The organism is Kitasatospora sp. NPDC085879 (assembly GCF_040686255.1).
Lineage (GTDB): Bacteria > Actinomycetota > Actinomycetes > Streptomycetales > Streptomycetaceae > Kitasatospora.
Map to the genome: position 1 here is coordinate 1 of NZ_JBFBJZ010000090.1, position 24543 is coordinate 24543.

The window sequence follows — 24543 nt, forward strand, 5'->3', positions numbered from 1 at the left end:
CTCAAATCCCTCGCCGACTATCTCACCAAGATCAACCCGACAGGCCCGGCATCAGAGCAAAACTCACCCTCGTGATTTGCGGCGCAAGACACTAGCCGATGAGGGTCTGCTTCGGCCGGACCACGCAGAACTCGTTCCCCTCCGGATCAGCCAGCACGGTCCAGGACTCGTTGCCGCTCTGCCCAACGTCCACCCTGCGGGCGCCGAGTCGGAGGATGCGCTCGATCTCGGCCTCCCGGTCCGCCGCTGAGGTCGTCAGATCGAGGTGCAGGCGGTTCTTGACGACCTTTCGGTCTGTCACAGGCATGAAGCACATGCCCATGGTCGCGGCCTCGTCGGGCCCGATCACGAACTCCCCCGCCCGCTCGGACAGGATTCGCCAGCCCAACACCTCGGCCCAGAACCGGGCCAGGGCGGGCAGGTCGTGGGCGTCGACGACGACGTGGTGCAGTGACAGAGGCATGTCGTCCAGTGTGCCGGTGATCGGCCGGGCCGGTTGCCGGGGCGATCGACCCACCAGGGATGCCGCCTGTCGGCCGATCGGACCTCACCCGGACGGATTCGTACTCGATCCGGTGAGCGGCGGGTCACAAGGGTCATGGCCGTTGCTGCCTATTCGCGATGCTGCCTTGGCAGGGCACCGAGGTTCGCCATGACACACGACAGCGCCACCACGTGGATGTGGTTGTGCGCCGCGGCGCGACCGCAGCGGCGCACAGCCACATTCGACGGAAGGTCAGGCGAGAGTGACCGACCACAGCTCTCGCGGGTTGACGCTGCCGTCGGCCCGAGTGGCGGGGAACGGCAGGCGGCCGTGGCCGAAACGGTCGTTGTCCAGGATGATCACCTGGCCGGGGGCCGACTCTCGCGAAAGGACCTGCGAGTTCACTTCAAGACACGGGCCCACCCTCAGCTGACTCCACCGCCGGCGCCCCCGGCGGTCGGTGAGCCCGGGCCCCCGGCCCGACCGCTTCGGCCCCCCGGGGACACCACCGCAGCCGGCCCCGGCCGCCACGGAACCGACCGCTCCCGCCCGGACACTGCCCGCTGACGACGTGGAGGACGGCCTCTGTTTCGAACAGGTGCGGAATGCGGCAGAGATGCCGGTGGTGCCGATGCCGGCGGCCGCGCGGACGAACCGGCCAGGGACGGTCACTGCCGGGCGGGCCCGCCGACCGAGCCGGCGAACCGTCAGGGGCCAGAGCTGCCGGCGATACGTCGACGCGACCGTGGCGATACGGCGGCCCAGCAGCATGATCACCGGGCGGCCTGCAGTGATCATCACACCGGGACGACGCCGGCCCGCCCGCCGGATCGCAGCAGCGGACACGGAAGAGCAGGTAGAAACATGAAGAAGTTCCTCAAGCGGGCTGCCCTGAGTGCGGCGGTGACCACGGTCGCGGCCGCCGGTGTGGCCATCACCCCGTCGGTGGCGGAGGCCGCCACCTACAACGGAGCATGCGGCTCCGGCTACAGCGTCATCGACACCCTGCCGCTGCAGGACGGAACTGTCTTCCTCACCTACAACCGCTCCAACGGCAACAACTGCGTCGTGACGGTCCGCACCCACCCGAGCTCCTATCTGGTGAACATCGAGGCGTCGATCAAGAAGTCCGGCACCACACAGTGGAAGCAGGACCTGGACTTCTACACCACCTACGCCGGACCCGTGTACCTGCACGCGCCGGGCGCGTGCATCGACTGGGAGGGCGGGATCAACGGCGAGGTAAACTACCAGTACAACTCCCACTGCGGCTGACCGCGGCGCCCCCGCGCACACCGTCCGGTCGCCCGCACGGCCCTGCGGCCGTCGGACAGGTGGGTGTCGGGGGCGGGTCTCCGTGCGTCCGGGGGAGCCGGGCGGTGCGTTTCGCCGTGGGTCGGGACTGCCCGTGTGCGGCGGGACCCGGCACCTGGGCTGATGACCTGTACGGGAATGCTCGGCCACGGCAACGCCCGGTTCACCGCACCGCAGGTCACGAGAGAAGCCGCAGCCCCGACAGTGACCTTCGACAGGACCGCCTTCCAGGGCTCGGCGACACTGCGCCTGCGCTACGCCCGCCTCCACTGAGCTTGCGACGCTGACCGCCCCCACCGCGGTGCAGACGTGGCCCGTCCCGGTCACCGAACATGGCGGCGATCTTCTCGACGAGAGCCTCCTCGAGGTCGGCGACCTCCCGCCCGTGCCCAGCTCGCCCCCTGAAAGGCGTCGATGCCGCCCAGTTGGTCCTCACTGACGTCGACCTGACGCACTGCCGGTTCACCGTGGCGTTCCACCTGAAGAGATGCAGATCGGCTTCGGCTGCTGCCTCGCCGAGCCCCCGGCCGAGTGGCGCCGCCGCGGTGTGCTGCCGGCCAAGTGGTCGCGGCGGACTCCTATCTGGCTCGCCCCCCGGCCGAGGCCTGCCCGACGGGCTGCCGTAGCGGATCCGCGCCGTTCTCGACGGGCGGGTGAGCGATGCCCACGGCCCGACCTGGATCTGCTGGGCGGAGCTGGAGGCGTGGACTGGGCCGAGCCGGCCGAGCGGGTCCACCAGTACGGCGCGGGCCCGGACGGGCGCCTGGTCCTGCGCGGGAAGTCCCTCGTCGACAATAGCGGCCGCAGGTAAGGAGACGAGTGGCTGGTCGGCGACCGGCTCTACCGGCTCTACCGGATCGAGCGCATGACCCGCCGTGGCGCCGTCCCGCCGACCGGGCACCACCAGTCGGCCCCCACCCCACCCTGAGCCGCCGCGGCCCTGTTCCCGGCTGGGGCCGGGCCTGTACGAGTGGGACGGGCCGGGTGGCTTTCGGCGGCGGCTGCGGCGCGTTGTCCGGTGGTCGGGCGGTGCGGCTTCGTGAGTGTTCCGTGTCGGGCGTCGGCCGGATCGAGGTGATCGGGGGCGACGACGGAGGGGAAGTCGTCCTCGGTCCGGTACCGGATGTCCTGGTGAGCCCGCTGTGATCGGATCGTGGACAACTCCGAAGGTGGCTGCGGCAGTGCCGGGTTCAGCGCGCCGGCCGCCACATGGTGGTGACGACCGGTCCGGCGTCGGTGGTGATCCGTTCCCGGGGGACGAAGCCGGCGCGCTCGTACCGGGGGAGGTTGGCGGGGTTGGTCGACTCCAGGTAGGCCGGCGCGCCGAGCGCGTCGACCTGGTTCAGGACCGTCGCGACCAGGCCCATGCCCAGTCCTCGGCCGCGGTGATCCGGGTGTGTGGCGAGCAGGGTGAGGTAGAAGTGCGGCTCGTCGGGGTGTGCCTCCTCCAGCTGGTCGCAGATCCGCACGATGTCCGACGACACCTGTGGACCCGCGACCTCCGTGAGGAAGTCGTCGAGCCCGGCCGTCTCGGCGTCGGTCAGCTCGGTCCCGCCGGGTGGGATCCACAGTGCCATGGCTTCCAGACCCTCGGTGACGAACATCCAGGGGTACCGGAGTGCGGAGGTCACGTACAGCCGCCACATCGCGGCGGCCTGCTCGGCGCGGAGGGTGCGGTCCGGGAAGATCGGGCCCCACACCGGGTCGTCGAAGAACGCGGCGGTCAGGATTCCGACGACGGCGTCGACATCGGCCGGTTCCGCGACGCGGGCCGGTACGGGTCGGTATTCGAAGGGCACCTCTCCACACTAGGGGGACGGGATTGCGAGCTTGCGGTCGAACACGCTGAAAGCGTCATAGCGGCCGCCGCCCGGCTGGTCTCCGCGTGCAGCCCCGCGTTCGTTGCCCGACTCTGCCCGGCCTCGCGCACGCCGCACCGTTCGCGTCCCTGGCCGGACGTGCACCGCCGCTGAACGCGGCCGACAGCTGAGTGCAGCACCGGCCTGGCCGCCCGCACCGGGCGGCCAGGTCTGCAGCGCCGTGTGCCCACGCGCCGACAGTCGCCAGCTGGGCTCGGTGCAGTTGCCGGGCGCTGTGAAATTCCCTCCTACACGGGGGGATTGGTCCGGTGTCGTCCCATCATTGTCAGAGGCCGACGCGAACTCATCAGCCCGGCGACCCGGACGCTTTCCGGTCGCTGTGTACCAGCATCGTGGTCCGAGCGATCGTGCTCGCCCGCCGGCGGGTCGAGGCGCATGCGCGGGTGGTTGACCTCGGGATCGACGCGGTCGCCGACGAACAGCGCGCCGGGCGGGCGCTCCGGGCCTGGAGGCCGCCGGCGGCGACGCCCGCCTGTAGTCACCGCCGGCTGGTGGGCGTCTGCGAGGAACTCACCGCCGCCGGCGCCGACCCGCACGACTCCAGGTCGCCCCGCCTGGATCCACGGCTTCCGACGTCTCCCCATCCGCTGGGACATACGCGACGACATTCACGAGGCGTTCCCGAAGCTGGCCTGCTGCCTGATCACCTACAGACGCGTCCGCGCTTCGTGTTTGCTCCTCTTACTCGTGCAAGGAAGGGATCTGCGGCAGTTGGCGGGCCAAGGTGAGCGGTGGCGAGGTCCGGCTGCTCGACCCGTTCGAGCTCGAACCCTGCGAGAGCGACGCCGGTTACGTCCGTGCATGCCGTACCCGCCCGGTCGGCGAGAAGGTGACGGTCGACTTCGACCAGACGCAAAGGAAACCCGGCCGCAGAATGGGCGGTGTGCCTCGTGGGCCAGCGTGGTCCGGCGCATCGACAGCCTGTGCGCGGCCGCGCTCGCGATCCCGTCGCTGGTCGAGGCGTTCACCGCGTGACGGAGTACCCGCCGTGTCGGAGCACAGCCCCCGGCCGGGGGCCATCGCGGACGGTGGCCCCGGACCTGTTCTCGGACGGTCCGGCGGCGGCAGGCGCTCCCGGGCGCAACCAAGGGGTGAGCAAGTGGGCGGCAAATCTAACGCTCAGTAACTTGTTAGGTAAGGCTTATCTCCCTTAGAGTCCGGCGCGGTACATCACCGTCACCGGCCGCCCACTGGTGGCTCCTTCTCCTCACCCTCACCTGCCACCGCCTGGAGAACCCTTGCGCTCCCACCGCACGCTCCCCGTCCTCGCCGCCGTCCTGCTCGCCCTCCCGCTCGTCGCGGCTTGCGGGAGCAGCGACAAGAGCGCGTCCGCCTCCGCGGACAGCGGCAAGGTCGCGATCACCGCGACCGACAGCGCCTGTGAGATAGGCAAGACCGACTTTCAGGCCGGCGACGTCACTTTCGCCATCCACAACAAGGGTCAGCGCGCCACCGAGGTCTATGTCTACGGCGAGCAGAAGGGCACCTTCACCAAGGTGGTGACCGAGGTCGAGAACATCGGCCCCGGCACCTCTCGCGACATGCCGGTGAAGCTCGCCCCCGGTACGTACGAGATCGCCTGCAAGCCGGGCCAGACCGGCGACGGCATCCGCCGGCGGATCACCGTCCAGGGGGACTCGGCGACAGCAAGCGCGGCCACGGCCTCGCCGAGCGCGGCCGCGACGGCGACCGTCACCGCGCAGCCGAGCGCCTCGGCGACCGGCGCGCCCGACCGGGAGATCGAGGTCGAGGCGAAGGAGTACGAGCTCGAGTTCGAGGGCATGGACAAGCTCACCGCCAAGGTCGGCGAGCGGATCGAGTTCACGCTGGAGAACAAGGGCTCGGTCGAGCACGAGTTGGAGGTGTTCGGCCCGGACGGCAAGGAGATCGGCGAGGTCGCCCCGGTCAAGCCCGGTCAGAAGGGTGAGGCCGTGATCGCTCTCACCGTGCCCGGCACCTACACCCTCAAGTGTGGCATCGGCGCGCACGCCGACAAGGGTATGACCGCCACCTTCACCGTCAGCTGACCCCGCGCACCGGCCCCTGAGGAGAACGCCGTGTTCGGCAACTACCTGATCGGACTGCGCGAGGGCCTGGAAGCCAGTCTGGTCGTCTGCATCCTGATCGCCTACCTGGTCAAGACCGGCCGCCGCGACAGGCTCACGCCGGTGTGGACCGGCATTGCCGCCGCCGTGCTGCTGTCGATGGCCTTCGGCGCGGTGCTCCAGTACGGCTCGACACAGATGTCGTTCGAGGCACAGGAGGCGCTCGGCGGTTCACTGTCGATCGTCGCGGTCGGCCTGGTCACCTGGATGGTCTTCTGGATGCGGCGTACCGCCCGCCACCTCAGGGCCGAACTCCACGGCAAGCTCGACGCGGCCCTCGCCATGGGCACCTTCGCCCTGATCGCCACCGCGTTCCTCGCGGTCGGCCGGGAGGGCCTGGAGACCGCGCTGTTCATCTGGACCGCCGTCCAGGCCACCGGCGACGGCTGGAACCCACTGGTCGGCGCCGTTCTCGGCCTGCTCACCTCGGTCGTCGTCGGCTGGCTGTTCTACCGGGGCGCACTCAAGATCAACCTGGCGAAGTTCTTCACCTGGACCGGCGCCATGCTGGTCGTCGTCGCGGCCGGCGTCCTCGCGTACGGGGTGCACGACCTGCAGGAGGCCGGCTGGATCGGCGGCATGCGCGACCTGGCGTTCGACATCTCCTCGGTCATCCCGAAGGACAGCTGGTACGGCACCCTGCTCAAGGGCGTGTTCAACTTCCAGCCGGACCCGACGATCCTCCAGGTCACCGCCTGGGCGGTCTACCTGGTGCCGACCCTGGTGTTCTTCCTCAGCGGCTCCGGCGGTACCGCGCCCAAGCCGGCCGTCCCCGCGCCCGTCGAGGCCGAACCCGCCTCCTGACCACCCGGCAGCACCACACGGTTCGAGCCCGCTCCCACATCCGGGAGCGGGCTCGAACCGTTCGGGCATGAATCGTCCCCGCTCTCGTCCTTTCCACACGGTGCGCCACCACTGCTGCTCTCGGTCGCCGAGGCCGCACACAGTCGAACGCAGCACCGGCCGGGCCGGAAGTCCGCCACGAGGGCCTGGGAACGGCCTGAGGTGCGTCTCAGTAGTAGTGGGGGGTGGCGGCTGCCGACCTGGCGCTGACCGCGTACGGTCAGCCTTCGCTCGTCGCGGTCAGTGGCGCAGCTTGCGCGTCGGGGGCGGTCCATTTCTGCTCGATCCGGGCGAATCTCCATACCGTCAGCGCGATGATCCAGGTGGCGAAGAACAGGCCGACGATCACGAAGCCGACGGTGTTGAGGTCGAGTCCGGAGATCCAGTCCCAGAAGGCGCCGTGCAGGTTGAGCTGATCGGCGAGCAGGCCGAGCAGTTCGACAGTGCCGATGATGAGGGCGACGGCGACTGACAGGCCGGTGATGGTCAGGTTGTAGTAGATCTTGCGGACCGGCTTGGAGAACGCCCACCCGTAGGCAAAGTTCATGAACGACCCGTCGATGGTGTCCAGCAGGCACATCCCTGCGGCGAACAGCACCGGCAGGCAGAGGATGGCGTACCACGGCAGGCCGGACGCGGCCCCTGAGCCCGCCAGCACCAACAGGGCGATCTCCGTCGCGGTGTCGAACCCGAGCCCGAACAGCATCCCCAGCGGATACATCTGCCACGGCTTGCTGACCGACCCCGTCACCCGGCCCAGCAGGCGGTTCATCAGGCCGCGCTTGTCGAGCCGCTCCTCCAACGCCCGCTCGTCGAGGCGCCCGGTACGCATCCGGCGGAACACCTTCCAGATGCCCGCCAGGATGACCAGGTTCACGATCGCGATCAGGTACAGGAACGAGCCGGAGACGGCCGTGCCGATCAGACCGGTGACCCGGTGGAGCCGGGAGCCGTCGTCCTGGAGCGGGCCGGCGAGGGCCTTCACACCGAACGAGAGCAGGACGGCGAGGGCGAACACGACGGACGAGTGCCCCAGGGAGAACCAGAAGCCCACGGAGAGGGGCCGCTTGTGCTGGTCCATGAGCTTGCGGGTGGTGTTGTCGATCGCGGCGATGTGGTCGGCGTCGAAGGCGTGCCGCATGCCCAGGGTGTAGGCCGTGACGCCGATGCCGAGGCCGGAGGACTTGGTGCCGATGAGGTGGTGCTCGGGGGCGACGACGGCACCCAGCGTGACCCAGCCGACAACGTGCAGGGCGACGATGAAGCCGCCCATCCCGGCCAGCCTCTGCCACTCCTGACGGGTGATCGAGGCCACGGCCCGCGCGCGGCCGGACTTTGGCGCGGGCTGGGAGTGGGCTACGGACGAGGAGGTCACGGGCGTCCTTCCTACCTCAGCGGCGAGACGCTGCATCCTGGTGCATCACTCCCGTAGTTGCACCATTCCTGCGGGGAGAGGCCGTGTCACGAGGCGCGCCGGGGGCACGATGAGGTTCACCATCGGCGCCTTCGACCCGAAGCTACCGCCGGCGATCCGGTGATCGACCCGCAGGCGTGGATGCCCGCGCGTCGTTGCTCCGTGGGGGTGGTCTCATCGGCGGATCGGCACGGTGGCCGCTGTCCGGGAGGTCGTGGCCGCGATGGTGGTGTGGGCCACCTTGGCCTCATCCCCCTTCTCACCGGCCGAGCGCTTCGCGGCTGCGGCGGCCGGCCCCCGTCCCCGGAGGCCCAGCGTGCTGGTCCCACGACTTCTCTTCCGGGCAGGTGTGACGGTGTCAGGCGCGCTGTGCCTGCTCGGCCTGACAGCGCCTGCCGCCGACGCCCACCCGCTGGGGAACTTCTCGCTCAACCACTACCTCGGGTTCACGGTGCACCCCGAGAGCGTCGAGGTCCTCGCCGTCACCGACACCGCCGAGATCCCCACCCTCCAGGAGCAGCCGAGCGTCGACCGCAACGGCGACGGTACGGTCGACGACGCCGAGCGCGCCGCCTGGGCCGGCGCCCGGTGCACCCAGACCGCCCAGCGCCTGGAGGTGACGACCGACCAGCCCGCCGCGACCCTGGCCTGGAGCACCGAGTCGGCGCAGTTCGCCTACCAGGACGGCGCCGCGGGCCTGCGCACCAGCAGACTCGAATGCACGCTGCGGGCGGCCCTGCACCTTTCCGCTGCGGGCACCACCCTCCACATCGCGAGCGGCATCGACCCCGGCCGGGTCGGCTGGAACGAGATCACCGCCCGCGGCGACGGCACCACCCTCGACCACGCGGACGTCCCCGCCCGCTCCGTCTCGGACGAGCTGCGCGACTACCCGCGCGACCTGCTGGCCAGCCCGGAGGGAGTGACCCGCGCCGAGGTCCACGCCCGGCGCGGCGGCGGCGCCACGGTGGTCGGGACCACCGTCCGGGCGGACGGCTCCGGTCCCGCGGCCTGGCTGGCCGGCCTCGACGCCCGGCTCACCCGGCTCGGCGCCGCGCATCGCCTCACCCTGCCGGTGGGCCTGCTTGCCGTGCTGCTCGCCGTCGTGCTCGGCGCCGGCCACGCCCTGCTGCCCGGCCACGGCAAGACGGTGATGGCTGCCTACCTGGCCGGGCGGCGCGGCGGGACCCGCGACGCGGTCACCGTCGGCGCCACCGTCACCGTGACCCACACGGCCGGCGTCCTCGTCCTCGGACTGGGCCTGACAGCCTTCTCCTCACTGGCCGGCGACGTCCTCCTCGGGTGGCTGGGCGTGCTCAGCGGCGCCCTGGTCGCCCTTGTCGGCGTCGGGCTGCTGCGCGACGCGGTCCGACGTGCGCGCGCGAGCGGTCTCGTACGCCGCGCCCCGGTCACCGACCGCCCCGAGAGCGGCGCGGAACCCGCGAAGGAACTCGCTCACGCGGCGACGGCACCCACGCCGACAAGCCGTCACGACCACGTGCACCCGCATGCGCACGACCACGACGACCACGAGGCCGGCGCCGAGCATGCCCACCACGACCACCACGCGCACGACCACCACGACCACGCGCACCACGACCAACCCCATGGCCACCGGCACGGACTGCTCGGCGGAAGCCACCATCACCACCACGAGCCCGGTTCGGGCCGGCGCAGCCTCATCGGGCTGGGCATCGCGGGCGGCCTGGTGCCCAGCCCGTCCGCCCTGGTCGTCCTGCTGGGCGCCGTTGCACTCGGTCGGACACTCTTCGGTGCGGCCCTGGTGGTCGCGTACGGCGTCGGCATGGCCGCCACCCTCACCGCCGTCGGGCTGCTCCTCGTCCGTGTCGGCGACCGGATGGCCGGTGCGGCAGACGGCCCGCTCCTCGGCCGGCTGCGCCGGTTCACCCCGTACAGCGGTCTGCTGACCGCGCTGCTGATCCTGACGGTGGGGCTGGGCCTGATGGTCCGCAGCCTGCCGTCGACCCTGTGACGAACCCCTTCCCCGTACCGGAGGCCGATCGCCATGACCATCCGCCCGGCGCACCTGCTGTGCCTCGCCCTTCTCGCCGCTCCGCTCCTGGCGGCCTGCGCCACCGGGCGGGACGACAGCTTCGACGCCCAGACCGGCACACCGTCCCCGAGCTGCCTGCAGCACCAGAGCACCCTGCCCGGGACCCGCTACACCGGCGGCGACGAGTCCGATCCCACCGCCGTGCTGCAGATGATGCGCTTCTACACCGCCAACGGCACCAAGGCGTTCTGCGACGGCAGGCCGCCCACCGACGCCGACCGCCGCTGGACGGAGCTGTACACGCAGCTCGGCGGCGATGCGCAGCACGTGGCCCCCGCGAAGTAGAGCTGCCGCGCCGGCGCCGCTGCGCCTGTGCTTGTCAGGGCGAGGACGGCAGGGCGGCGAGCGCGGTGCGCGCGGCCGGTGCGTCCAGGGGATGGAACGCGGGGTTGATCGCCAGTGCGGTCGTGAGCTCGGTGCGGGCTTCGGCGAGGTTCCCGAGGGCCTTTTCGATCATGCCGCGGTGGTAGTGGAAGAGCGCGTTGCGCATACCTGTCGTCAGCGCCCGGTCGGACTGCTGGAGCGCCTCCCGGTCGCGCCCGTTGACGTGCAGGGCCCAGGCGTAGGCGTCGTGCATCTCCAGGAACGGCCTGGTCCGCAGTCCCTGTTCGGCGATGGCGAGGGCCCTACCTGGGTCGCCGTGGTCGGCCTCGAACAGCGCCGCGTCGGTGTCGAGCGCCACGCCGTTGTCGGTGAACAGCTGTTGCTCGGCACGGAACACGGTGTACTGCTGCGCCGCCTCGTCGGTGCGTCCCAGGGACTGGAGGAGGTCGCCGAGTTCGAGCACGTACTCGGGTTGCGGGACCTGGGCGACGGCTTGTCGGAGGTCGGCGACGGCGGCGTCCGGGTTGCCGTGGGCGGCTTCCGCCCGGGCCCTGGCCTCCAGCAGCGAGGCCGTGCCGGGCGCCGCGCGCAGGCCGGTTTCGGCGCGGGCCAGGGCCGTCCGGGCGTCGCCGTTGTCGAGGGCGAGCAGGCTGAGATGGTAGAGCGTGAACGCCCGGTCGGCCGGGGTGTTGGCGTCGTCGAGGGCGCGTTGCATGTTCTCGGTGGCCGCCGCCGTGTCGCCGCGCAGCTCCCACGCGTACGAGGCGCGGGACAACGACGGGGTCCCGGGCCTGAGGTCGACCATGTGCTGTACCGCCTCGAACGACTCCGGGTACCGGCCGAGCTGGGTGTAGGCGTCAGCGAGGATCCCGTAGACGGTCGAGTTGTCGGGGCTGAGGGCGACGGCCTTCTGCGCCCAGTCCAGTGCGGCGGCGAAGTCGTGCCGCGCTGCCGCGAGGGCGGCCATGCCGGCGGTCGCGGTGGCGTTGCCAGTGGGCTGTGCGGAGAGTGAGTGCGTGAGGACGGTCTCGGCCTTCGGGTAGTACGAGGGGTCGGCCGTCGTCCGGGCCCGCTGGACGTAGGCGAGGCCGAGCGAGCCCAGGGCCTCGGCGTCATCCGGGGCCGTCCGAAGCCGTTCCTGCAGGCCGATGATGGCTGCGTCCCGGCCTGCGCCGGAGCCGGCACCCTCGGCGGAGTCATGCGGCGTGTCCTGGACGGCGCTGCCGCCTCGGGGCGCGAGGCCGAGTCCGCCGGCCAGGAAGAGCCCGGCGCCGAGGGCGGCGGCCACCGCCGCGGATCGCAGGCGATGACGTCGCGGGGGCATGGGGTCGGTCGTAGCCAAGGCGTACTCCTGGGCGGCGGGCTGTGTGCGGCGGTCTTCACGTTGACGTGCCGGACCCCGCCGTGGGCTCGTTCGTGGGATCGGTGCCGGGGGTCTTGGTGGGGACGGCGAAGACCACCAAGTTGGACAGGTACTCGCGGGCGTCCCGGTCGTACGTGCCGCCGCAGGTGATGAGCCGGAGGCTGGGAACCGTGCTCCCCTCGAACACGAGGTCGTCGGGGAAGTCGTCCTTTGCATAGGTGCGCAGGGCCTGCACGGTGAAGTCGGCGGCCGTGCCGTCGTTGCCCTGGACGGTGATCGTGTCCCCGGGGCGCAGGGCGGACAGGCCGGCGAAGACTGCCGGCCCCGTCAGCGAGTCGACGTGGCCGACGATCACGGCCGCTCCGGGGCTACCGGGGGCCGGCCCCTGGCTCCACCAGCCGGCCACGTCCGGATCGTCCGGCGTCGCGAGGTGCCCGTCGCTCTGGACCTGAAGGTCGGTCAGCGCAGTGTCCACCCCGATGCGGGGTATGCGAAGCCGTGTCGGCGGAGCCCGGCGCACCTCCGGGCCGGCAGGCCCGCCGGCCACGGCAGAGGGGAGCTCACCGATGTCGCGGACCGCAGCGGGCCCGCCGTATCCCGGGGCCGACGTGAGGTTCGCCGCGCCGACCCCCGTGAGAGCCAGACCGGTCAGGAGAGCCGTCACCACCGCACCGCGACGGGTTGGAGCGCCGCTGCCACGGCCCGGTCGCCCGTCCCCGGCGGAGGGGGACGGGCGACCCGGGCCCGACAAAGGCTCCATCGTCAGGCGCTGCGCCGGCGGCGCAGCGCGATCACGGCGGCGCCGGTCAGGAGGACACCGCCGGCGAGAGCAGCAGTGCCGGCGATCGGGACGCGGTGCAATGACAGGCCGCCGAAGCCGGCGGCGACGCTGCCGCCGGGGTTGTCGGAGGTGGCCTGGTTGACGGCCGCCGTGTTCGGCAGCGCGACGTAGGGGAAGGTCTTGCCGAAGGCGTGGTCGTTGGCGTTCACGCCGTCACCTGCGGCGAGGGCCGGCACGATCTTGCCGGTCTGCGCAGCGCCCTCCAGTGCCAGAAGTTCGATGTCCACCACGTCGTCGGTCAGCCGGCGGCCGTTGGGGAAGCCCGCCAGGTCGTTGGCGAGGACGCCCAGCCGGTTGGGCGACGGGGACGGCGGCACGGCCATGTTGAGTCGCAGTTCCTCGCCGGGCAGGAACTTGGCCTTGTTGACGTCGGCGTTCAGCTGCTGGGAGTTCAGGTCGGCCTGGATGGGGCCGCAGGCCTTGCAGATGCCGTTGAGGAAGATCTCGACCAGGTCGTTACGGGGGGTGGCGGGGGCCGGGATGCCGTAGATGCTCTGGATGAGCTGCGGGACCATCGGGTCCTTGACCTTGTCGACCACCGGGGTCACGGTCGCGTCCTTCTCGGGGCTGAGCGCGTTGAAGGCGTCCTTGTACTTGATCGGGACGACGACCTCGTTGATCAGCGGGTTGCCGAGCCGGGAGACCTGGTGGAAAGCCGCGTCGCCCTTGCCCTCGCCGCCCTTGTCGACGACGTTGGCGCCCTTGCGGTCTGTGCTGGACCACACGCCCACGACGGGGTTGCGTGTTGGGTCGCCCTTGAGGGCCAGGTCCTTCTTCGGCACCTGGATGGCGATGGTGTTGACGTTGTAGCCGCTCAGGGTGTCGTGTCCGGACTCCTTGAGGTTTCCGCCGTAGAGCAGGTCGAAGACCCGCAGGTCGAGGAAGAACGGGTCGTCGGCCTGGCCGGCGAGGGTCTGGCCGCCGCCGGGAAGGTCGCGGGTGGCCTGCTTGCGCAGGGACGCGTAGTTCGGCATCGAGGCCTGGCCCGTGTTGGACGGGGCCGCGATCGCATCCTTGAGCAGCGTCTTGGTGGACCCGTCGGCGTGGGTCTCGGTGAGGGTGTAGGTCTGGCGGAAGTTCAGCGTCGGGTCGTCGAGGTTGTTCACGACGCCGGTGTTGTAGAGGAACTGGTTGGCGTCGTCCCGGTAGTGGTTGCTGAATGTCCAGGTGTAGGTGGTGTCGGCCCTGCCGTCGCCGTCGGCGTCGATCTTGATGTTGTAGCGCGCATCGTCCGCGAACGCGTAGAAGTTCGGGCCGCCGTTGGGCTCCTCGAACGGGATCCAGTTCGCGATGAGCGTGACGGTGTCCGGCTTGTCCGGGCTGGTGAATGCGTATACGTCCGTGTTGTCCGCCCGCGGGTCACCCGCGATCAGCGGGGCCTCACGGTGACTCGACGCCGAGCTGACACCTGGAGTGAGACCGGCCAGGGCACCCGCGGCGGCCAGGGCCAGGACACCCAGGCCCGCCATCGGCTTTTCGGCACGACGGGCGAACGCCGGATGCCGCGAGGAACGCGAAGGCTGCATGATCACTTCTCTCTGAAGTCGGCCCGGCTCGGCGTCCCGCTGGCTTCCGACGACCTGCAGACGGGCAGCAACGAGTGATCGCCTCCTGGCGCGGAGTGGTTTGAGGACTGCCTCGCGCGTGGGTGGCGCTCCGCTCACCGGGCTGGTCGAAGACCGCTTCGGAAGCGTGCTGAAGCACCGCCCACGGGAGTCGTAGGCCTGACATAAAGTCACCACGGACAGATCCGGCCTGCTTCCCGGGTGGGCCATCCGGGACGGGGCCCCGACGTGCGTGCCCTCGTACGCAAGGGCCGCGCGCACCGATCGATCCAGGAGCCCGACGACTCGATCTTCGCCGCTGACAGGCCGCTACCCCGGAGCCCGCACGCACCATGAAGCACGGCTACCCACTGCGGGACAAGCACGCGAGGCGCCGACCACTTCGAACGCTGCTGTCACCACCGTCGAGGCGCTCAGGAACGCGATGTACCAGAGCCGGCGCGTGGCGGTCGTTGCAGCAATCGTGCAGCGGTGAACTGGTCTGGAGCGCGAACCTCAACGCGCGGTGCCGCCCCGGGAACCAGGAGCGGCAATCAGGGGCGGCCGGGTCGCTATCACCCCTTCACTGGACTCCACCGCCTCGACCGTGATCCTGCGCAGGGTCTGGTAGACGGTCAGCAGCGCCCACAGCTCCTGTTCCAGGCCTGCCGGGTCGGCCGAGCGCAGGACACGCCAGGCGAACAGGGTGTCCTTCAGTGCGAGGAAGGAGACTTCGATCTCCCAACGCTCGTGGTAGAGCCCGACCAGGCGGGGCGCGGGACCGGTGCGGTGGTCCAACAAGGTGGTGATGAGCCGGTAGCGGTCACCGATGCGCGGCCGTCGGCGCATTCGACGATGTCGCCGGCCTCGATGATCCGGAACGTACGGCCCAGCAACCGGGCCAGGTACGAACCGTCCGGCAGCGCGGCCGTAAGTGCCGTGCTGGCTGCGGAAGGCCTCGCGTGGGCGTAGCCGTTCCAGGCGTGGGCGTTCTTCGACCGGATCATGCCGAGCGGGTCCAACTCCGAGACGGCTGGCGGCGTCCAGCGGGCTCTGGGCGTTCGGGTGGCGCTGCCGGGCGAGCCGGCACATCCGCTCCGGGTGCCGGGTCTCGTCGGTGGGGTCGAGGTGGCCGTGCTCGATGGGGACCGCCGCCGCGAGGTCGTGCATCCGCCGCCAGTCGGTGGCCCGCGGGTTGAAAGCGCGCAGCTTCACCGTCTGCAGAATCTGCGCTGTGCGCCGGCGGGCGTTGATGTGCGGCCACTCGATCGGCGGCTCCGCAACCGGCTTTTCGCCCCTCGGCCGGCCCGCCTCGGCGCCTGCCTGGCCCGCTGCCGTCGTGGCGGTGTGCCGGAGGGTCTCGGAGCGGCGGGTACGCAGGTCGGTGATCCGGCCGACCACCGGGCGTGGTGCGGGCTTTGGCGCCCCGGCGTCGGCCGATCCGCTCGTCGGCCGGCTCCGGGGGTGTGCGTGCCGGGCGGTGTGGGGGCAGGCGCAGCCGCGTGCCCTGGTGGGCCGCTATCGGGGTGTCGACGGCCGGGTGGCCGGTGGGGTGGCGGAATCAGCCGGTCACGGCGGCACGGGTGGTGGAGGACGGGCGGGGCAGGGAAGTACGCCGGGCGGGTGCGTGGTCCGGTGTGGACGGCTCTTGCCATGGGGTTGCGGGGTGGTGCTCGGGGGGATGCGCCGAGGCTCGACAGGCGGAACCGGGCAGCCGGTGCGGCGGCGTGGTGTACGGCCTGGGGGTCCGACACGCTGAACGGGCGTCACCGTGCACTGAAACGTGTATCAAGATGGGCATTTGGTACGTTTCAGGCCATGCTGAGGATGGTGGACGTGAGGGCGGGACTCGCCGCTGGACTCTCGGGCATCGCCGGGGCGGGCGCCGAGCGGCGTGCGGGGAGCGGTCAGGGACCGGCCGATTCGCCGGTACGCCGTTGTGTCGCGGCGCGGGTCGTGGGTGCCGGCCCTCTGGTCGTGAGCGGGCACGGCCGCTCTCGTGCGCGGTACCGCTGGTCGGACGCGGTGTGTGCCATGGTCCTTGCCCTCGCATCGGCGCTGGCCTGGGTCGTGGCGGGTCCGTCCCAGCTCGCCCGGGCCGTGGGCGAGTGCACGGCGAGCCTGTGCGTCCTGAGTGCGAGCGCCGCGAACGCCCTGTATGTCCACCCCGGCAGTGTGCATGTCACCGGCAGCATCCTGGTGAACTCGACGAACGCTCAGGCCGCGCTGGTCAGCGGCACCGCCACGGTCACCGCGACCGGGGGCACCATCGGCGGCCCGGCCGCCCCGGCCGGCTTCGCCACGTCGGCCGGCGGCTCGTACAGCCCGGCGCCGACCAACCAGAGCGCCGGCACCGACCCGTACGCCGCCCTGGCCCAGTGCCCGGCCGCCGCCGCCTGCCCCACCACCCCGGCCACCCCGTACCCCAGCATCAACCACGTCGTCTCCGGGACCCAGACGATCAACCCAGGCGTCTACACCAACATCACGAACCTGACCGGCACACTCGCGCTCAACCCCGGCACCTACGTTCTCACCGGCGGCATGACCATCTCCGGCGGGAAGCTGACCGGCACCGGCGTGACGATCTACCTCGCCTGCCCGAGCTACCCCACCGCGTGCGCGGCGTCCACCAGCGGCGCGTTCTTCACCGACCAGACCGGAGGCAAGACCACCCTCAGCGCACCGACCACCGGGGCCTTCGCCGGCTTCTCCCTCATCGCCGACCGCAACAACACCGCGGCGGTCACGGTCTCGGGAAACGGCTCTTGGCTCACCGGCGGCGGCACGATCTACACCGCCACGGGGAAGCTGGCGACCGCGTCCGGAGGCAAGGCCAGCTTCACCCGGGCGGTCGTGGGCACCGTCGAGACCAGTGGCAGCACCAGCACGCAGATCAGCATCATCCCCACCACCGGCACACTGTCGATCACCGTACCCACCACCAAAGCCCTGGGTAGCGCCGCACCGGCCGGCACCGTCAGTGCGGCCCTCGGCACGGTGACCATCACGGACCAGCGAGGACTGGCCACCAGCACGTGGACGGCGACGGTGACCGCCACGAACTTCACCACCGGCGGTTCCACGACCGCCGAGACGATCACCGCCTCGAACGTCTCGTACTGGTCCGGAGCCGCGACCAACTCCACCGGCACCGTGACGGTGACGCCCGGCCAGGCCGACGCCCCGGCCGCACAGGCGCTCAGCAGTGCGAGAACCGCCTTCAGCTCCACCGGCAACGGAAACAGCTCCGCGACCTGGAACCCCACGGTGACGGTCACGCTCCCCGCCGCCGCGGTGGTCGGCACCTACACCGGCACCGTCACCCACTCCGTCGCCTGACCGTGAGGATGTAGACGGCACCGCTCGGGGGTCTGCCCGTTCGCCTGACTGACGCTTCGGCTGTCATTTCATTGATCGTCGGCTGTCCGGGCGGTGCCGCTGCGCACGCGGCCGGTCGGGCTCCTGTGACTTCACAGGAGCCCGACCAAAAGGCTCATCACAGTCTTGTCCTACCGCCCGACTGGCGCGTGCCATCCCTTGCACGTCGCACGGGAGGACAGTGGCACCGGCATGGCGGACGAGATGGCGGTGGTCGGGGGCGTGGCACCCACTCCGACTTCCACCGGGCCGCCGTGATCGCCTCCGTCGGCCGGCACCCGGCCACCGCGTCGTTCCCCACCGCTTCCGGCGGCTACCGTCGCCTGCCGAAGTGGCTGCGCTCGCACGGCGACGTCATGGCTGTCGGAGTGGAGGGGATCGGCGCCCACGGAGCCGAACGCGCCCGCTTCCTACGGGTCGAACGGGTCACCGTCGTCGACGTGGACCGGCCCGACCGCGCAGGGCGCGCCGGGGCCAACGGCAAGTCCGACCCCGTCGACGCCCACGCCGCCGCCGTGCTCTGCGGCCGCGCCGGCGGCATCCCGAAGACGCGCGACGGCATCGTGGAGGCCATCCGGGCACTGCGCACGGTCCGCCGCTCGGCCGTCAAGGCCCGCACCCAGACGGTCAACCAGATCCGCACGCTCATCGTCACCGCCCCCGGAGAGGTCCGCGAGATACTGCGTGGCATGCCCACGAGCGAGCTGATCAGGACCCTGGCCTGGTCCCGGCCCGGTGGGAACCCGTCCGGCCCCGCCTGCGCGGTCCGCACCGCACTGCGGAGCCTCGCTCGCCGCTATCAGTACCTCACCGATGAGATCGCCGACGCGGACGCGGAGCGCAAGCCACTCGTCGCGCATGCCGTTCCCGACCTGGCCGCACTGCCCGGGGTCGGCACCACCACCGCCGCCCAGCTCCTGATCACGGCGGGCGACAACCCCGGCCGGCTGAAATCGGAGGCATCCTTCGCTCACCTGTGCGCGGCGGCACCCATCCCCGTCGGCTCGGGCCGAACCCACCGTCACCGGCTCAACCGCGGAGGCGACCGAGGGGCCGGCAACGCCCTCCGTACGATCGCGCTCGTCCGCATGCGCCACGACTACCGCACCAGGGACTACGTCCTCCGACGAACCCACCCGCCTGCGGCGAACCGTCCCGTAGCCGCGGGCGACCAGGAGCGCGACGACCGCCACGCCCACGGTGATGCCCGGCATCACCGAAGCGGCGTCCGCCCCTGGAACCCCACGGTGTCGGCCGCGGGGCCCCCGCCGGCGCGGCCGACACCCACCCGGGCACGGTCACCCACTCCGCCGCCTGACGCCGCACTCCCCAGGCCGACGAACGCGCGGGCAGGCGCGGGCCGGGCTTCAGCCCCGCCTGCGGCGAACCATCCCGTAGCCGCAGGCGACCAGGAGCACGACGACCGCCACGCACACGGTGATGCCCGGCATCATCGAAGCGGCGTCCACCATGTCGGGTCTGACCGACGCGCCGGTCTGAGAGCCGCTGGGGAAGGTGAGGGTGGCCGTGACGGTGTGTTGGATCAGGCCGCTGGCCAGTGTGAGACGGACCTTCCAGGGGCCGTTGGGAAGCTGTCTGTCCAGGGGGACGGTAACGGGCTCCCTCTCGCCGACGCCGAGTGTGGTGCCGAGGTTCGCCTTGAAGGGACCGGCGCTGAGGGATCCCGGCCCGTCGGTCATCGTCAGGGACCCGGTCAGGTCGAGGGCCCGCTTGCCGGTGTTGTGGACCCTGGCCACCACCTTCGGGCTGCCGTCGGGCGCGCGCGCGGGAGTGAGCTCCTCGATCTGGAAGTCGGACGGCGGCTCCCCTCCGGGGCCGACATCGAGGTAGATCCTCACTCCCACGCGGTTGACCAGGCGGACGTTCGCCGTCGGGCCCGTGTGGCCCGCGACCTGCGCCCAGACAACCGCGTACCGCTCGCCGGCGGACGCCTTCGGCGGCACCCGGACGCTGACCCGGACCACGGCCGTGCCGTGTGCCGGGACGTCGCGCACGACGGCGGCGGACGGCGGCGAGGACGGCTGGGCGGCCGCTTCCTTCTTCGGCAGGCCGCAGTCCGTCGCTTCACCGGACACATCCTTGTCCGAGATGCAGTCGTCCACCGAGACCCAGGTCGTGAGCTCGTTCGGGGTGCGGTCGGCTCCGACGGCGAAGTTGCCGCCGTTGACCACGGCGGAGCCGGCGTAGAGGTCGACGCGCCGGTCGACGTCGGTGTCGTTCGTCACCTGCAGCCGACGGTGGATGACGCTGCCGGGCGCGAGGTGGTCCACGATGTACATGTGAGCGCGCAGGTCGTCCTCACGATCCCGCGGCGCGTCGAGCAGCTTGACGCCGATGCTGCCCTCGGCGGTGGAAGGCGGCGGCGCCTGGGCGGTTGAAGGCGGCGTCCCGCCAGGGCCGGCGGCCACGGCGGTGTTCGCGCCACAAGCCAACGCGAGCGCCGCCGCGACCGCGCACAACAGACGCGCCGAGCTATGCGACCGAATGTGTCACCGTCCCGGTGTAGACGCCGTTCACTGCGCCGGCGGGAATCGCGATCGCGAGCGTGGGATTCCACGTCGCAGTGTTGTTGCCGGTGCCCCCGGAGAGGGTGTAGGCGGTGCGGGTGGTGTCGAGCGTCTGGGCCTGACCCGACGTCGCCTGACCGGGCGTGAAGGTACCCGTACCGGTGACGCTCCCGGTTCCCGACCAGTAGGAGACCGCGCTGGCCGGGACCGTCTCCGCGGCCGTGCTTCCACCCGTCGTGAAGCTGCCGGAGACCACGGACGCGGTCCAGCTGGCCGTGAGCAGAGCCCGCGCGTCGGTGACCGTGACACTGCCCAGCTGCCCGCCGACGGAGCCTCCGGGCAGCGCGCTGCCCAGACCCACCGGACCGGCGGGAACTGAGATCCCCAACGAACCACCCGAGACCGAGAACGTGACTGTGGTGTCCCCGGGCGCGGCGTCGGCCACCCCGGCGGCGGCGACAACAATCGCAACCCCGGCAGCCACGGAATATCGGATACGCATGGACCCTCCTTCGTCGTCCAGGACCGGAACGGCAGAGGTCAGGTTCCGCTCCAATAGTGACTCGTATGATTATCCGCACACGCACCGTGATCAAACACCATTCCCTCGCCCAGCCGAACGCGGGCAGCAGGGCGACGGTCCCGACCAGGGCCGAACGCGAGAGGCGAACGCGCCGTCGACAGCGAGAAGGACTTGCGAAATACAGTCGCACAAGAAGGCGCTGCACCGCGTGTCGAAGGAAAGAGTCCGAGATATCTTTCCCATCACTGTTTCTGACGATGACTCAGTGGGGATTGTACGTGTGCAGCGTGATCGCGAAAGCGATACCGCCGCGAACCGCGTGTCGCCATCCTCGGGCGGCTGCGCCCCCACCTTCGATCCCGATGCCGGCGAGGCGGGTCATGCCCGACGCTCCGGCTCCCACCGTGTCTTTCGGAAGGTCCCTCATGTCCCACCGTCCCGGCCGCCTCAGGCGGCTCTGTCGCGCGTTCACCGTCCTGGCCTTGACGGCCGCGGTCGGCGCGCCCGGCACTGTCGCCCTCGGCGACTCCCCGCCCCGCCCCGGATCCTTGCGCCCGTGGGTCAAGTCCTGCGTCCGGCACCGGGGGCCCGAGGGGCTCGTGAACTGTCTCGGGAAACACGGCCGGCCGGGGACGCCGTCCCGGCCGGGCGCGTCGCAGACCCACCGGACCCCCACCATCGACGAACTGGCGACGCCCACCGCTGATTCGGCTCCGGTCGGCATCACCGCGGGGCCGGATGACGCCTTGTGGTTCACCGAGAACGCCGCGAACGCGGTGGGCCGCGTCACCACGGCCGGCACGTTCACCGAGTACTCGGTGCCCACCAGCGGGTCCGGGCCGGCCGGGATCACCGCCGGGCCGGACGGTGCCCTGTGGTTCACGGAGTCGGGCGCCGACAAGATCGGCCGGATCACCACCGGCGGCACGATCACCGAGTACGCGCTCCCGACCTCCGGCGCCTACCCGTGGGGCATCACCGCCGGGCCGGACGGCGCCCTGTGGTTCACGGAGTCGGGCGCCGACAAGATCGGCCGGATCACCACCGGCGGCACGATCACCGAGTACGCGCTCCCCACCTCCGGCGCCTTCCCGTTGAGCATCGCCGCCGGGTCCGACGGTGCCCTGTGGTTCACCGAGGTACTGTCCGGAAGCATCGGGACGATCACCACCGGCGGTTCGGTCACCGAGTACGCGGTTCCCTCGTTGGGTTCGCTGCCCATCGGCATCACCGCGGGGCCGGATGACGCCCTCTGGTTCACCGACGCGGGAGCGTCGCAGATCGGACAGGTCACCACGGCGGGTGAGTTCACCGCCTACGACCTGACGGATCCCGTCTTCTTCCCGTTCCCGTGGGGCATCACCTCGGGGCCGGACGGCGCCCTGTGGTTCACCGAGAACGTCGGCGACGACATCGGCCGGATCACGACGTCAGGGACGATCTCCGAGCTGTCGATCCCGACCTCCGGCGCCAGCCCGCTGGAGATCGCCACCGGATCCGACGACAACCTCTGGTTCACCGAGAACACCGTGAGCCAGATCGGAACGGTAACCCCCTGACAAGGCGGAAAGGCAACCCCTGACGGGGCGGAAGTGAACCGCCGGCCCTCGGCATGTCCTACTCCCGCCCCACCCCCACCCTGAACCCGCACGCCCGCCGCCAGGGTCCCGTCTTCAAAGATGATCAAGCGATGAGAGATCATGTCGGGCGCGATACGCCGTCATGAGCTTTCGGATGCCGAGTGGCCGTGCTCTCGCGGTTCCAGCCCGGTTCTGGAACCGCGGGCCGGCCACGCAGTGATGACCGGGTGGTGCCGAACGGGATCGTGTGGAAGCTGCGTACGGGTTCGGCCTGGCGCGATGTGCCGGAGCGGTACGGTTCCTGGCCGACCCTGTACACGCGTTTCCGCAGGTGGGCGCTGGACGGCACGATCTCGCGCATGCTGCGGGCGATCCAGGCCGAGAAGGACGCCGCCGGGGACATCGACTGGCTGGTGTCGGTGGACTCCACGATCGTGCGGGCCCACCAGCACGCCGCCGGCGGGAAAGGCGGGCCCTCGACCGGGACGAAGCGGGTGATCACGCCCTCGGCCGATCCCGCGGCGGACCGAGCACCAAGGCCCACCTGGCCTGCGACGACGCGGACGCCCGCTCGGCTTCGTCCTCACCGGCGACAACCGCAACGACTGCACCCGCTTCGAGGCCGACATGGCCGACATCCGTGTCCCCCCGTCGGACCGGGGCGAGCACGCACACGGCCCGGCGGTGAACGCCGACACCCTCGAAGCCGGCGAGTCCGCAAAGTGCCTGGGCCTCGTGTGCGAGCGCGCGGGGCACCCGGTGCGCCGAGACCGGGTCCAGGGTTGTGCCGCCCCCGTCCATCGATCGCGGGCGGCACGGCGACCACGGCTGCCACAAGGCCGACCCCATTCGCAACGCCCGATCCGACCAGCGCTGAGGAGCAACCGCAGGATGCCGAAGAACCCTGCCGGCCAGGTCGCCCCGACACCCGAGGAGGCCTACACGGACACCCCGGACGACGAGGTCGAGACGCTGGCGCTGATGAACCTGGCCCACGCCAACCACGGCACCCCGCAGGTGCACGGCCGGGAGTGGACGCTGCGCTACGCCGCCCAGCAGGGACCGCACCGTGCTGCGCACCCCCGTGCCGTCGACCGGGTCCGGCGACGGAGCCGCCGTCCGGCCGGGACGGCCACGACGGCCCTCACCATGTACCCCGCCGATACCCCACCCCCTACGCCCCTGATCCGCCGGCAGGGGCGCTCGGTGGTGCCGCCCGGCGGCCGGCGGCCGGCCGCGGTGTTCGGCGTGCCAGGTGCCAGGTGCCAGGTGCCGCGGTCCGGCGGCCGGTGCCGTGGTCCGTCCGGGCGCACGGCGCGCTCGGGTCGCCGTGCGCGCGGTGGCGTCTGGTGGACGCGGCGGGGCTGCTGGTGACGTGGGTCGGCGGGCGGGCCGGTCACGGACCCGAGCGCGACCGACCCCCGTGCACGCCCGTTCCGCCCGACCGCTCCCGGCCGCCCGGTCGGGGCCGGTGGTGTCCTGGGCTGGTGCCGATCGTGCGGTACTGCATGCGGTTCTCTCCTCCCGGGTCCGCCAACTGCGTTCCGCGGAGAGCGGTTTGGATGTTGGAGTGCACTTGAAGTCATCTGGTCCAGACCTCCGATGCCGGGTTCCGTTGCGGCGCTACGCGGCTGATACGCGCCCTTCCTAGGGTGGTCCGGAAAGACGCGACGCCGTCGGCCGCGGCCGTATCCCGGCCGGTCGGCCACGGCCGCCACGCGCCAGACGACCGCCGCCGTGCCACTCCGCAGTGCGACGGCTTCCCGGAAGGACCCTCGTGACACCCAGCAAGACCATTGGCTCCCCGGCCCCCAGGCGTCTCCTGCGCGCCGCCCTGGTGGGGACGGCGATCGCCGGTGCGCTCGGCCTGACCGCCACCACCGCCTCGGCCGACGCCTCGGTCGCCAACTTCACCCTCGCCCAGCCCGACTGGACGCCCGGCGGCCACGCGTCGGCGGACAACGGCATGTCGGAGCTGACCTTCCAGTCCGACGGCAACCTGGTGCTCTACAAGTTCACCGGAGCCGACGCGTACCCGGTCTGGGCCTCGGGCACCAAGGGTAAGGGCGTCGTCCGGGTGGACTGGTCGAAGTCCGGCTACGTGAAGCTGCTCAACGCCTCCGGGGGTATCGTCTGCACACTCGGCGCCCTCAACCCGGCGCCCGGCGGGCACGCCAAGCTCAAGGACGACGGCAACCTCGTCTTCTACAACACCAGCGGCAAGGCCACCTGGTCCACCGGCACCTCCGGTTCGACGCGGGGCAACCTCAACTACTGCTACACCTGAGCGGCTCCACCGCCGCACAACGGGCGCTGCCCCGGGACACCTGCTGTCCCGGGGCAGC

General features: G+C 71.3%; 19 protein-coding genes and 4 pseudogenes. 14 read left to right on the top strand and 9 right to left on the bottom strand.

Translation table 11 applies throughout. The annotated features are described in order from the left end of the window. Window positions 1-91: 91 nt before the first annotated feature. Entirely contained in the window at window positions 92-463 is a 372-nt protein-coding gene (locus tag AB0P35_RS37270) for a VOC family protein (RefSeq protein WP_363519981.1), read from the bottom strand. Between the two features lie 885 nt (window positions 464-1348). Between AB0P35_RS37270 and AB0P35_RS37275 the strand changes: the two genes are divergently transcribed. Both AB0P35_RS37275 and AB0P35_RS37280 read left to right on the top strand, forming a co-directional pair. Further along, window positions 1349-1759: a spore-associated protein A gene (locus tag AB0P35_RS37275; RefSeq protein WP_363519983.1), complete on the top strand. Its 411-nt coding sequence runs from the start codon at window positions 1349-1351 to the stop codon at window positions 1757-1759. 162 nt (window positions 1760-1921) lie between these two features. Next, window positions 1922-2071, top strand: a complete 150-nt coding sequence (locus tag AB0P35_RS37280; RefSeq protein ID WP_363519986.1) for a hypothetical protein — start codon at window positions 1922-1924, stop codon at window positions 2069-2071. 917 nt (window positions 2072-2988) lie between these two features. On the opposite strand, the gene AB0P35_RS37285 is transcribed toward AB0P35_RS37280, so the two are convergent. Next, window positions 2989-3597, bottom strand: coding sequence for a GNAT family N-acetyltransferase (locus tag AB0P35_RS37285; RefSeq protein WP_363519988.1), 609 nt, complete (start codon window positions 3595-3597; stop codon window positions 2989-2991). A 633-nt stretch (window positions 3598-4230) separates the two neighbouring features. On the opposite strand from AB0P35_RS37285, the pseudogene AB0P35_RS37290 reads away from it, so the two are divergent. The 4 genes and pseudogenes from AB0P35_RS37290 to efeU form a co-directional block, all read left to right on the top strand. Then, window positions 4231-4323 (top strand): annotated as a pseudogene (locus AB0P35_RS37290) (IS5/IS1182 family transposase); the annotation flags it as partial. Between the two features lie 34 nt (window positions 4324-4357). Next, a pseudogene (locus AB0P35_RS37295) lies at window positions 4358-4804 on the top strand (2Fe-2S iron-sulfur cluster binding domain-containing protein); the annotation flags it as partial. A 112-nt stretch (window positions 4805-4916) separates the two neighbouring features. After that, window positions 4917-5705, top strand: coding sequence for a cupredoxin domain-containing protein (locus AB0P35_RS37300; protein ID WP_363519991.1), 789 nt, complete (start codon window positions 4917-4919; stop codon window positions 5703-5705). Between the two features lie 30 nt (window positions 5706-5735). Beyond that, window positions 5736-6587, top strand: coding sequence for an iron uptake transporter permease EfeU (efeU, locus tag AB0P35_RS37305; protein WP_363519994.1), 852 nt, complete (start codon window positions 5736-5738; stop codon window positions 6585-6587). 259 nt (window positions 6588-6846) lie between these two features. Here the strand turns inward: efeU and AB0P35_RS37310 are convergent, their stop codons facing one another. Further along, entirely contained in the window at window positions 6847-7941 is a 1095-nt protein-coding gene (locus AB0P35_RS37310) for a HoxN/HupN/NixA family nickel/cobalt transporter (RefSeq protein ID WP_363520022.1), read from the bottom strand. Between the two features lie 454 nt (window positions 7942-8395). On the opposite strand from AB0P35_RS37310, the gene AB0P35_RS37315 reads away from it, so the two are divergent. After that, window positions 8396-10033 carry a high frequency lysogenization protein HflD gene (locus AB0P35_RS37315; RefSeq protein WP_363519997.1) on the top strand — a complete coding sequence of 546 codons (1638 nt, stop codon included), beginning with the start codon at window positions 8396-8398 and terminating at the stop codon, window positions 10031-10033. A 33-nt stretch (window positions 10034-10066) separates the two neighbouring features. Then, a complete protein-coding gene (locus AB0P35_RS37320; protein WP_363520000.1) occupies window positions 10067-10399 on the top strand; it encodes a hypothetical protein in 333 nt (110 codons plus the stop codon). Between the two features lie 34 nt (window positions 10400-10433). Here AB0P35_RS37320 and AB0P35_RS37325 read toward each other — a convergent pair whose 3' ends face one another. From AB0P35_RS37325 to AB0P35_RS37340, 4 genes are all read right to left on the bottom strand, one after another. Further along, window positions 10434-11762 carry a tetratricopeptide repeat protein gene (locus AB0P35_RS37325; RefSeq protein WP_363520002.1) on the bottom strand — a complete coding sequence of 443 codons (1329 nt, stop codon included), beginning with the start codon at window positions 11760-11762 and terminating at the stop codon, window positions 10434-10436. 55 nt (window positions 11763-11817) lie between these two features. Next, window positions 11818-12561, bottom strand: coding sequence for a class F sortase (locus AB0P35_RS37330; protein ID WP_363520005.1), 744 nt, complete (start codon window positions 12559-12561; stop codon window positions 11818-11820). Window positions 12562-12563: 2 nt separating this feature from the next. Next, a complete protein-coding gene (locus AB0P35_RS37335) occupies window positions 12564-14111 on the bottom strand; it encodes a DUF4331 domain-containing protein (protein WP_363520025.1) in 1548 nt (515 codons plus the stop codon). Window positions 14112-14702: 591 nt separating this feature from the next. Beyond that, complete coding sequence (locus tag AB0P35_RS37340) at window positions 14703-15587, bottom strand: transposase (protein WP_363520008.1); 885 nt, start codon at window positions 15585-15587, stop codon at window positions 14703-14705. Window positions 15588-16220: 633 nt separating this feature from the next. Here AB0P35_RS37340 and AB0P35_RS37345 point away from each other — a divergent pair. Further along, the gene (locus tag AB0P35_RS37345; protein WP_363520011.1) at window positions 16221-17528 is read left to right on the top strand and encodes a hypothetical protein; all 1308 of its coding nucleotides are present in this window, start codon (window positions 16221-16223) and stop codon (window positions 17526-17528) included. 293 nt (window positions 17529-17821) lie between these two features. Continuing rightward, window positions 17822-18628: pseudogene (locus AB0P35_RS37350) on the top strand (transposase); the annotation flags it as partial. 306 nt (window positions 18629-18934) lie between these two features. On the opposite strand, the gene AB0P35_RS37355 reads toward AB0P35_RS37350, so the two are convergent. After that, window positions 18935-19996 carry a peptidase gene (locus AB0P35_RS37355; RefSeq protein WP_363520028.1) on the bottom strand — a complete coding sequence of 354 codons (1062 nt, stop codon included), beginning with the start codon at window positions 19994-19996 and terminating at the stop codon, window positions 18935-18937. Window positions 19997-20060: 64 nt separating this feature from the next. Beyond that, window positions 20061-20597 carry a hypothetical protein gene (locus AB0P35_RS37360; RefSeq protein ID WP_363520014.1) on the bottom strand — a complete coding sequence of 179 codons (537 nt, stop codon included), beginning with the start codon at window positions 20595-20597 and terminating at the stop codon, window positions 20061-20063. A gap of 767 nt (window positions 20598-21364) precedes the next feature. Here AB0P35_RS37360 and AB0P35_RS37365 point away from each other — a divergent pair. From AB0P35_RS37365 to AB0P35_RS37380, 4 genes and pseudogenes are all read left to right on the top strand, one after another. Continuing rightward, complete coding sequence (locus tag AB0P35_RS37365; RefSeq protein ID WP_363520017.1) at window positions 21365-22177, top strand: virginiamycin B lyase; 813 nt, start codon at window positions 21365-21367, stop codon at window positions 22175-22177. Between the two features lie 224 nt (window positions 22178-22401). Further along, a pseudogene (locus AB0P35_RS37370) lies at window positions 22402-22878 on the top strand (IS5 family transposase); the annotation flags it as partial. 211 nt (window positions 22879-23089) lie between these two features. After that, window positions 23090-23572 (top strand): hypothetical protein, encoded by a 483-nt coding sequence (locus AB0P35_RS37375; protein WP_363520030.1) that lies wholly within the window; start codon window positions 23090-23092, stop codon window positions 23570-23572. Between the two features lie 403 nt (window positions 23573-23975). After that, the gene (locus AB0P35_RS37380) at window positions 23976-24485 is read left to right on the top strand and encodes a hypothetical protein (protein ID WP_363520019.1); all 510 of its coding nucleotides are present in this window, start codon (window positions 23976-23978) and stop codon (window positions 24483-24485) included. Window positions 24486-24543 lie beyond the last annotated feature (58 nt).

Bases quoted from the DNA above. Each gene is read 5' to 3' on its own strand.
- AB0P35_RS37375 (WP_363520030.1), top strand. From the start codon at position 23,090: ATGCCGAAGAACCCTGCCGGCCAGGTCGCCCCGACACCCGAGGAGGCC.
- AB0P35_RS37280 (WP_363519986.1), top strand. From the start codon at position 1,922: ATGACCTGTACGGGAATGCTCGGCCACGGCAACGCCCGGTTCACCGCA.
- AB0P35_RS37360 (WP_363520014.1), bottom strand. From the start codon at position 20,597: ATGCGTATCCGATATTCCGTGGCTGCCGGGGTTGCGATTGTTGTCGCC.
- AB0P35_RS37320 (WP_363520000.1), top strand. From the start codon at position 10,067: ATGACCATCCGCCCGGCGCACCTGCTGTGCCTCGCCCTTCTCGCCGCT.
- AB0P35_RS37330 (WP_363520005.1), bottom strand. From the start codon at position 12,561: ATGGAGCCTTTGTCGGGCCCGGGTCGCCCGTCCCCCTCCGCCGGGGAC.
- AB0P35_RS37275 (WP_363519983.1), top strand. From the start codon at position 1,349: ATGAAGAAGTTCCTCAAGCGGGCTGCCCTGAGTGCGGCGGTGACCACG.
- AB0P35_RS37325 (WP_363520002.1), bottom strand. From the start codon at position 11,762: ATGCCCCCGCGACGTCATCGCCTGCGATCCGCGGCGGTGGCCGCCGCC.
- AB0P35_RS37270 (WP_363519981.1), bottom strand. From the start codon at position 463: ATGCCTCTGTCACTGCACCACGTCGTCGTCGACGCCCACGACCTGCCC.
- AB0P35_RS37335 (WP_363520025.1), bottom strand. From the start codon at position 14,111: ATGGCGGGCCTGGGTGTCCTGGCCCTGGCCGCCGCGGGTGCCCTGGCC.
- AB0P35_RS37345 (WP_363520011.1), top strand. From the start codon at position 16,221: ATGGTCCTTGCCCTCGCATCGGCGCTGGCCTGGGTCGTGGCGGGTCCG.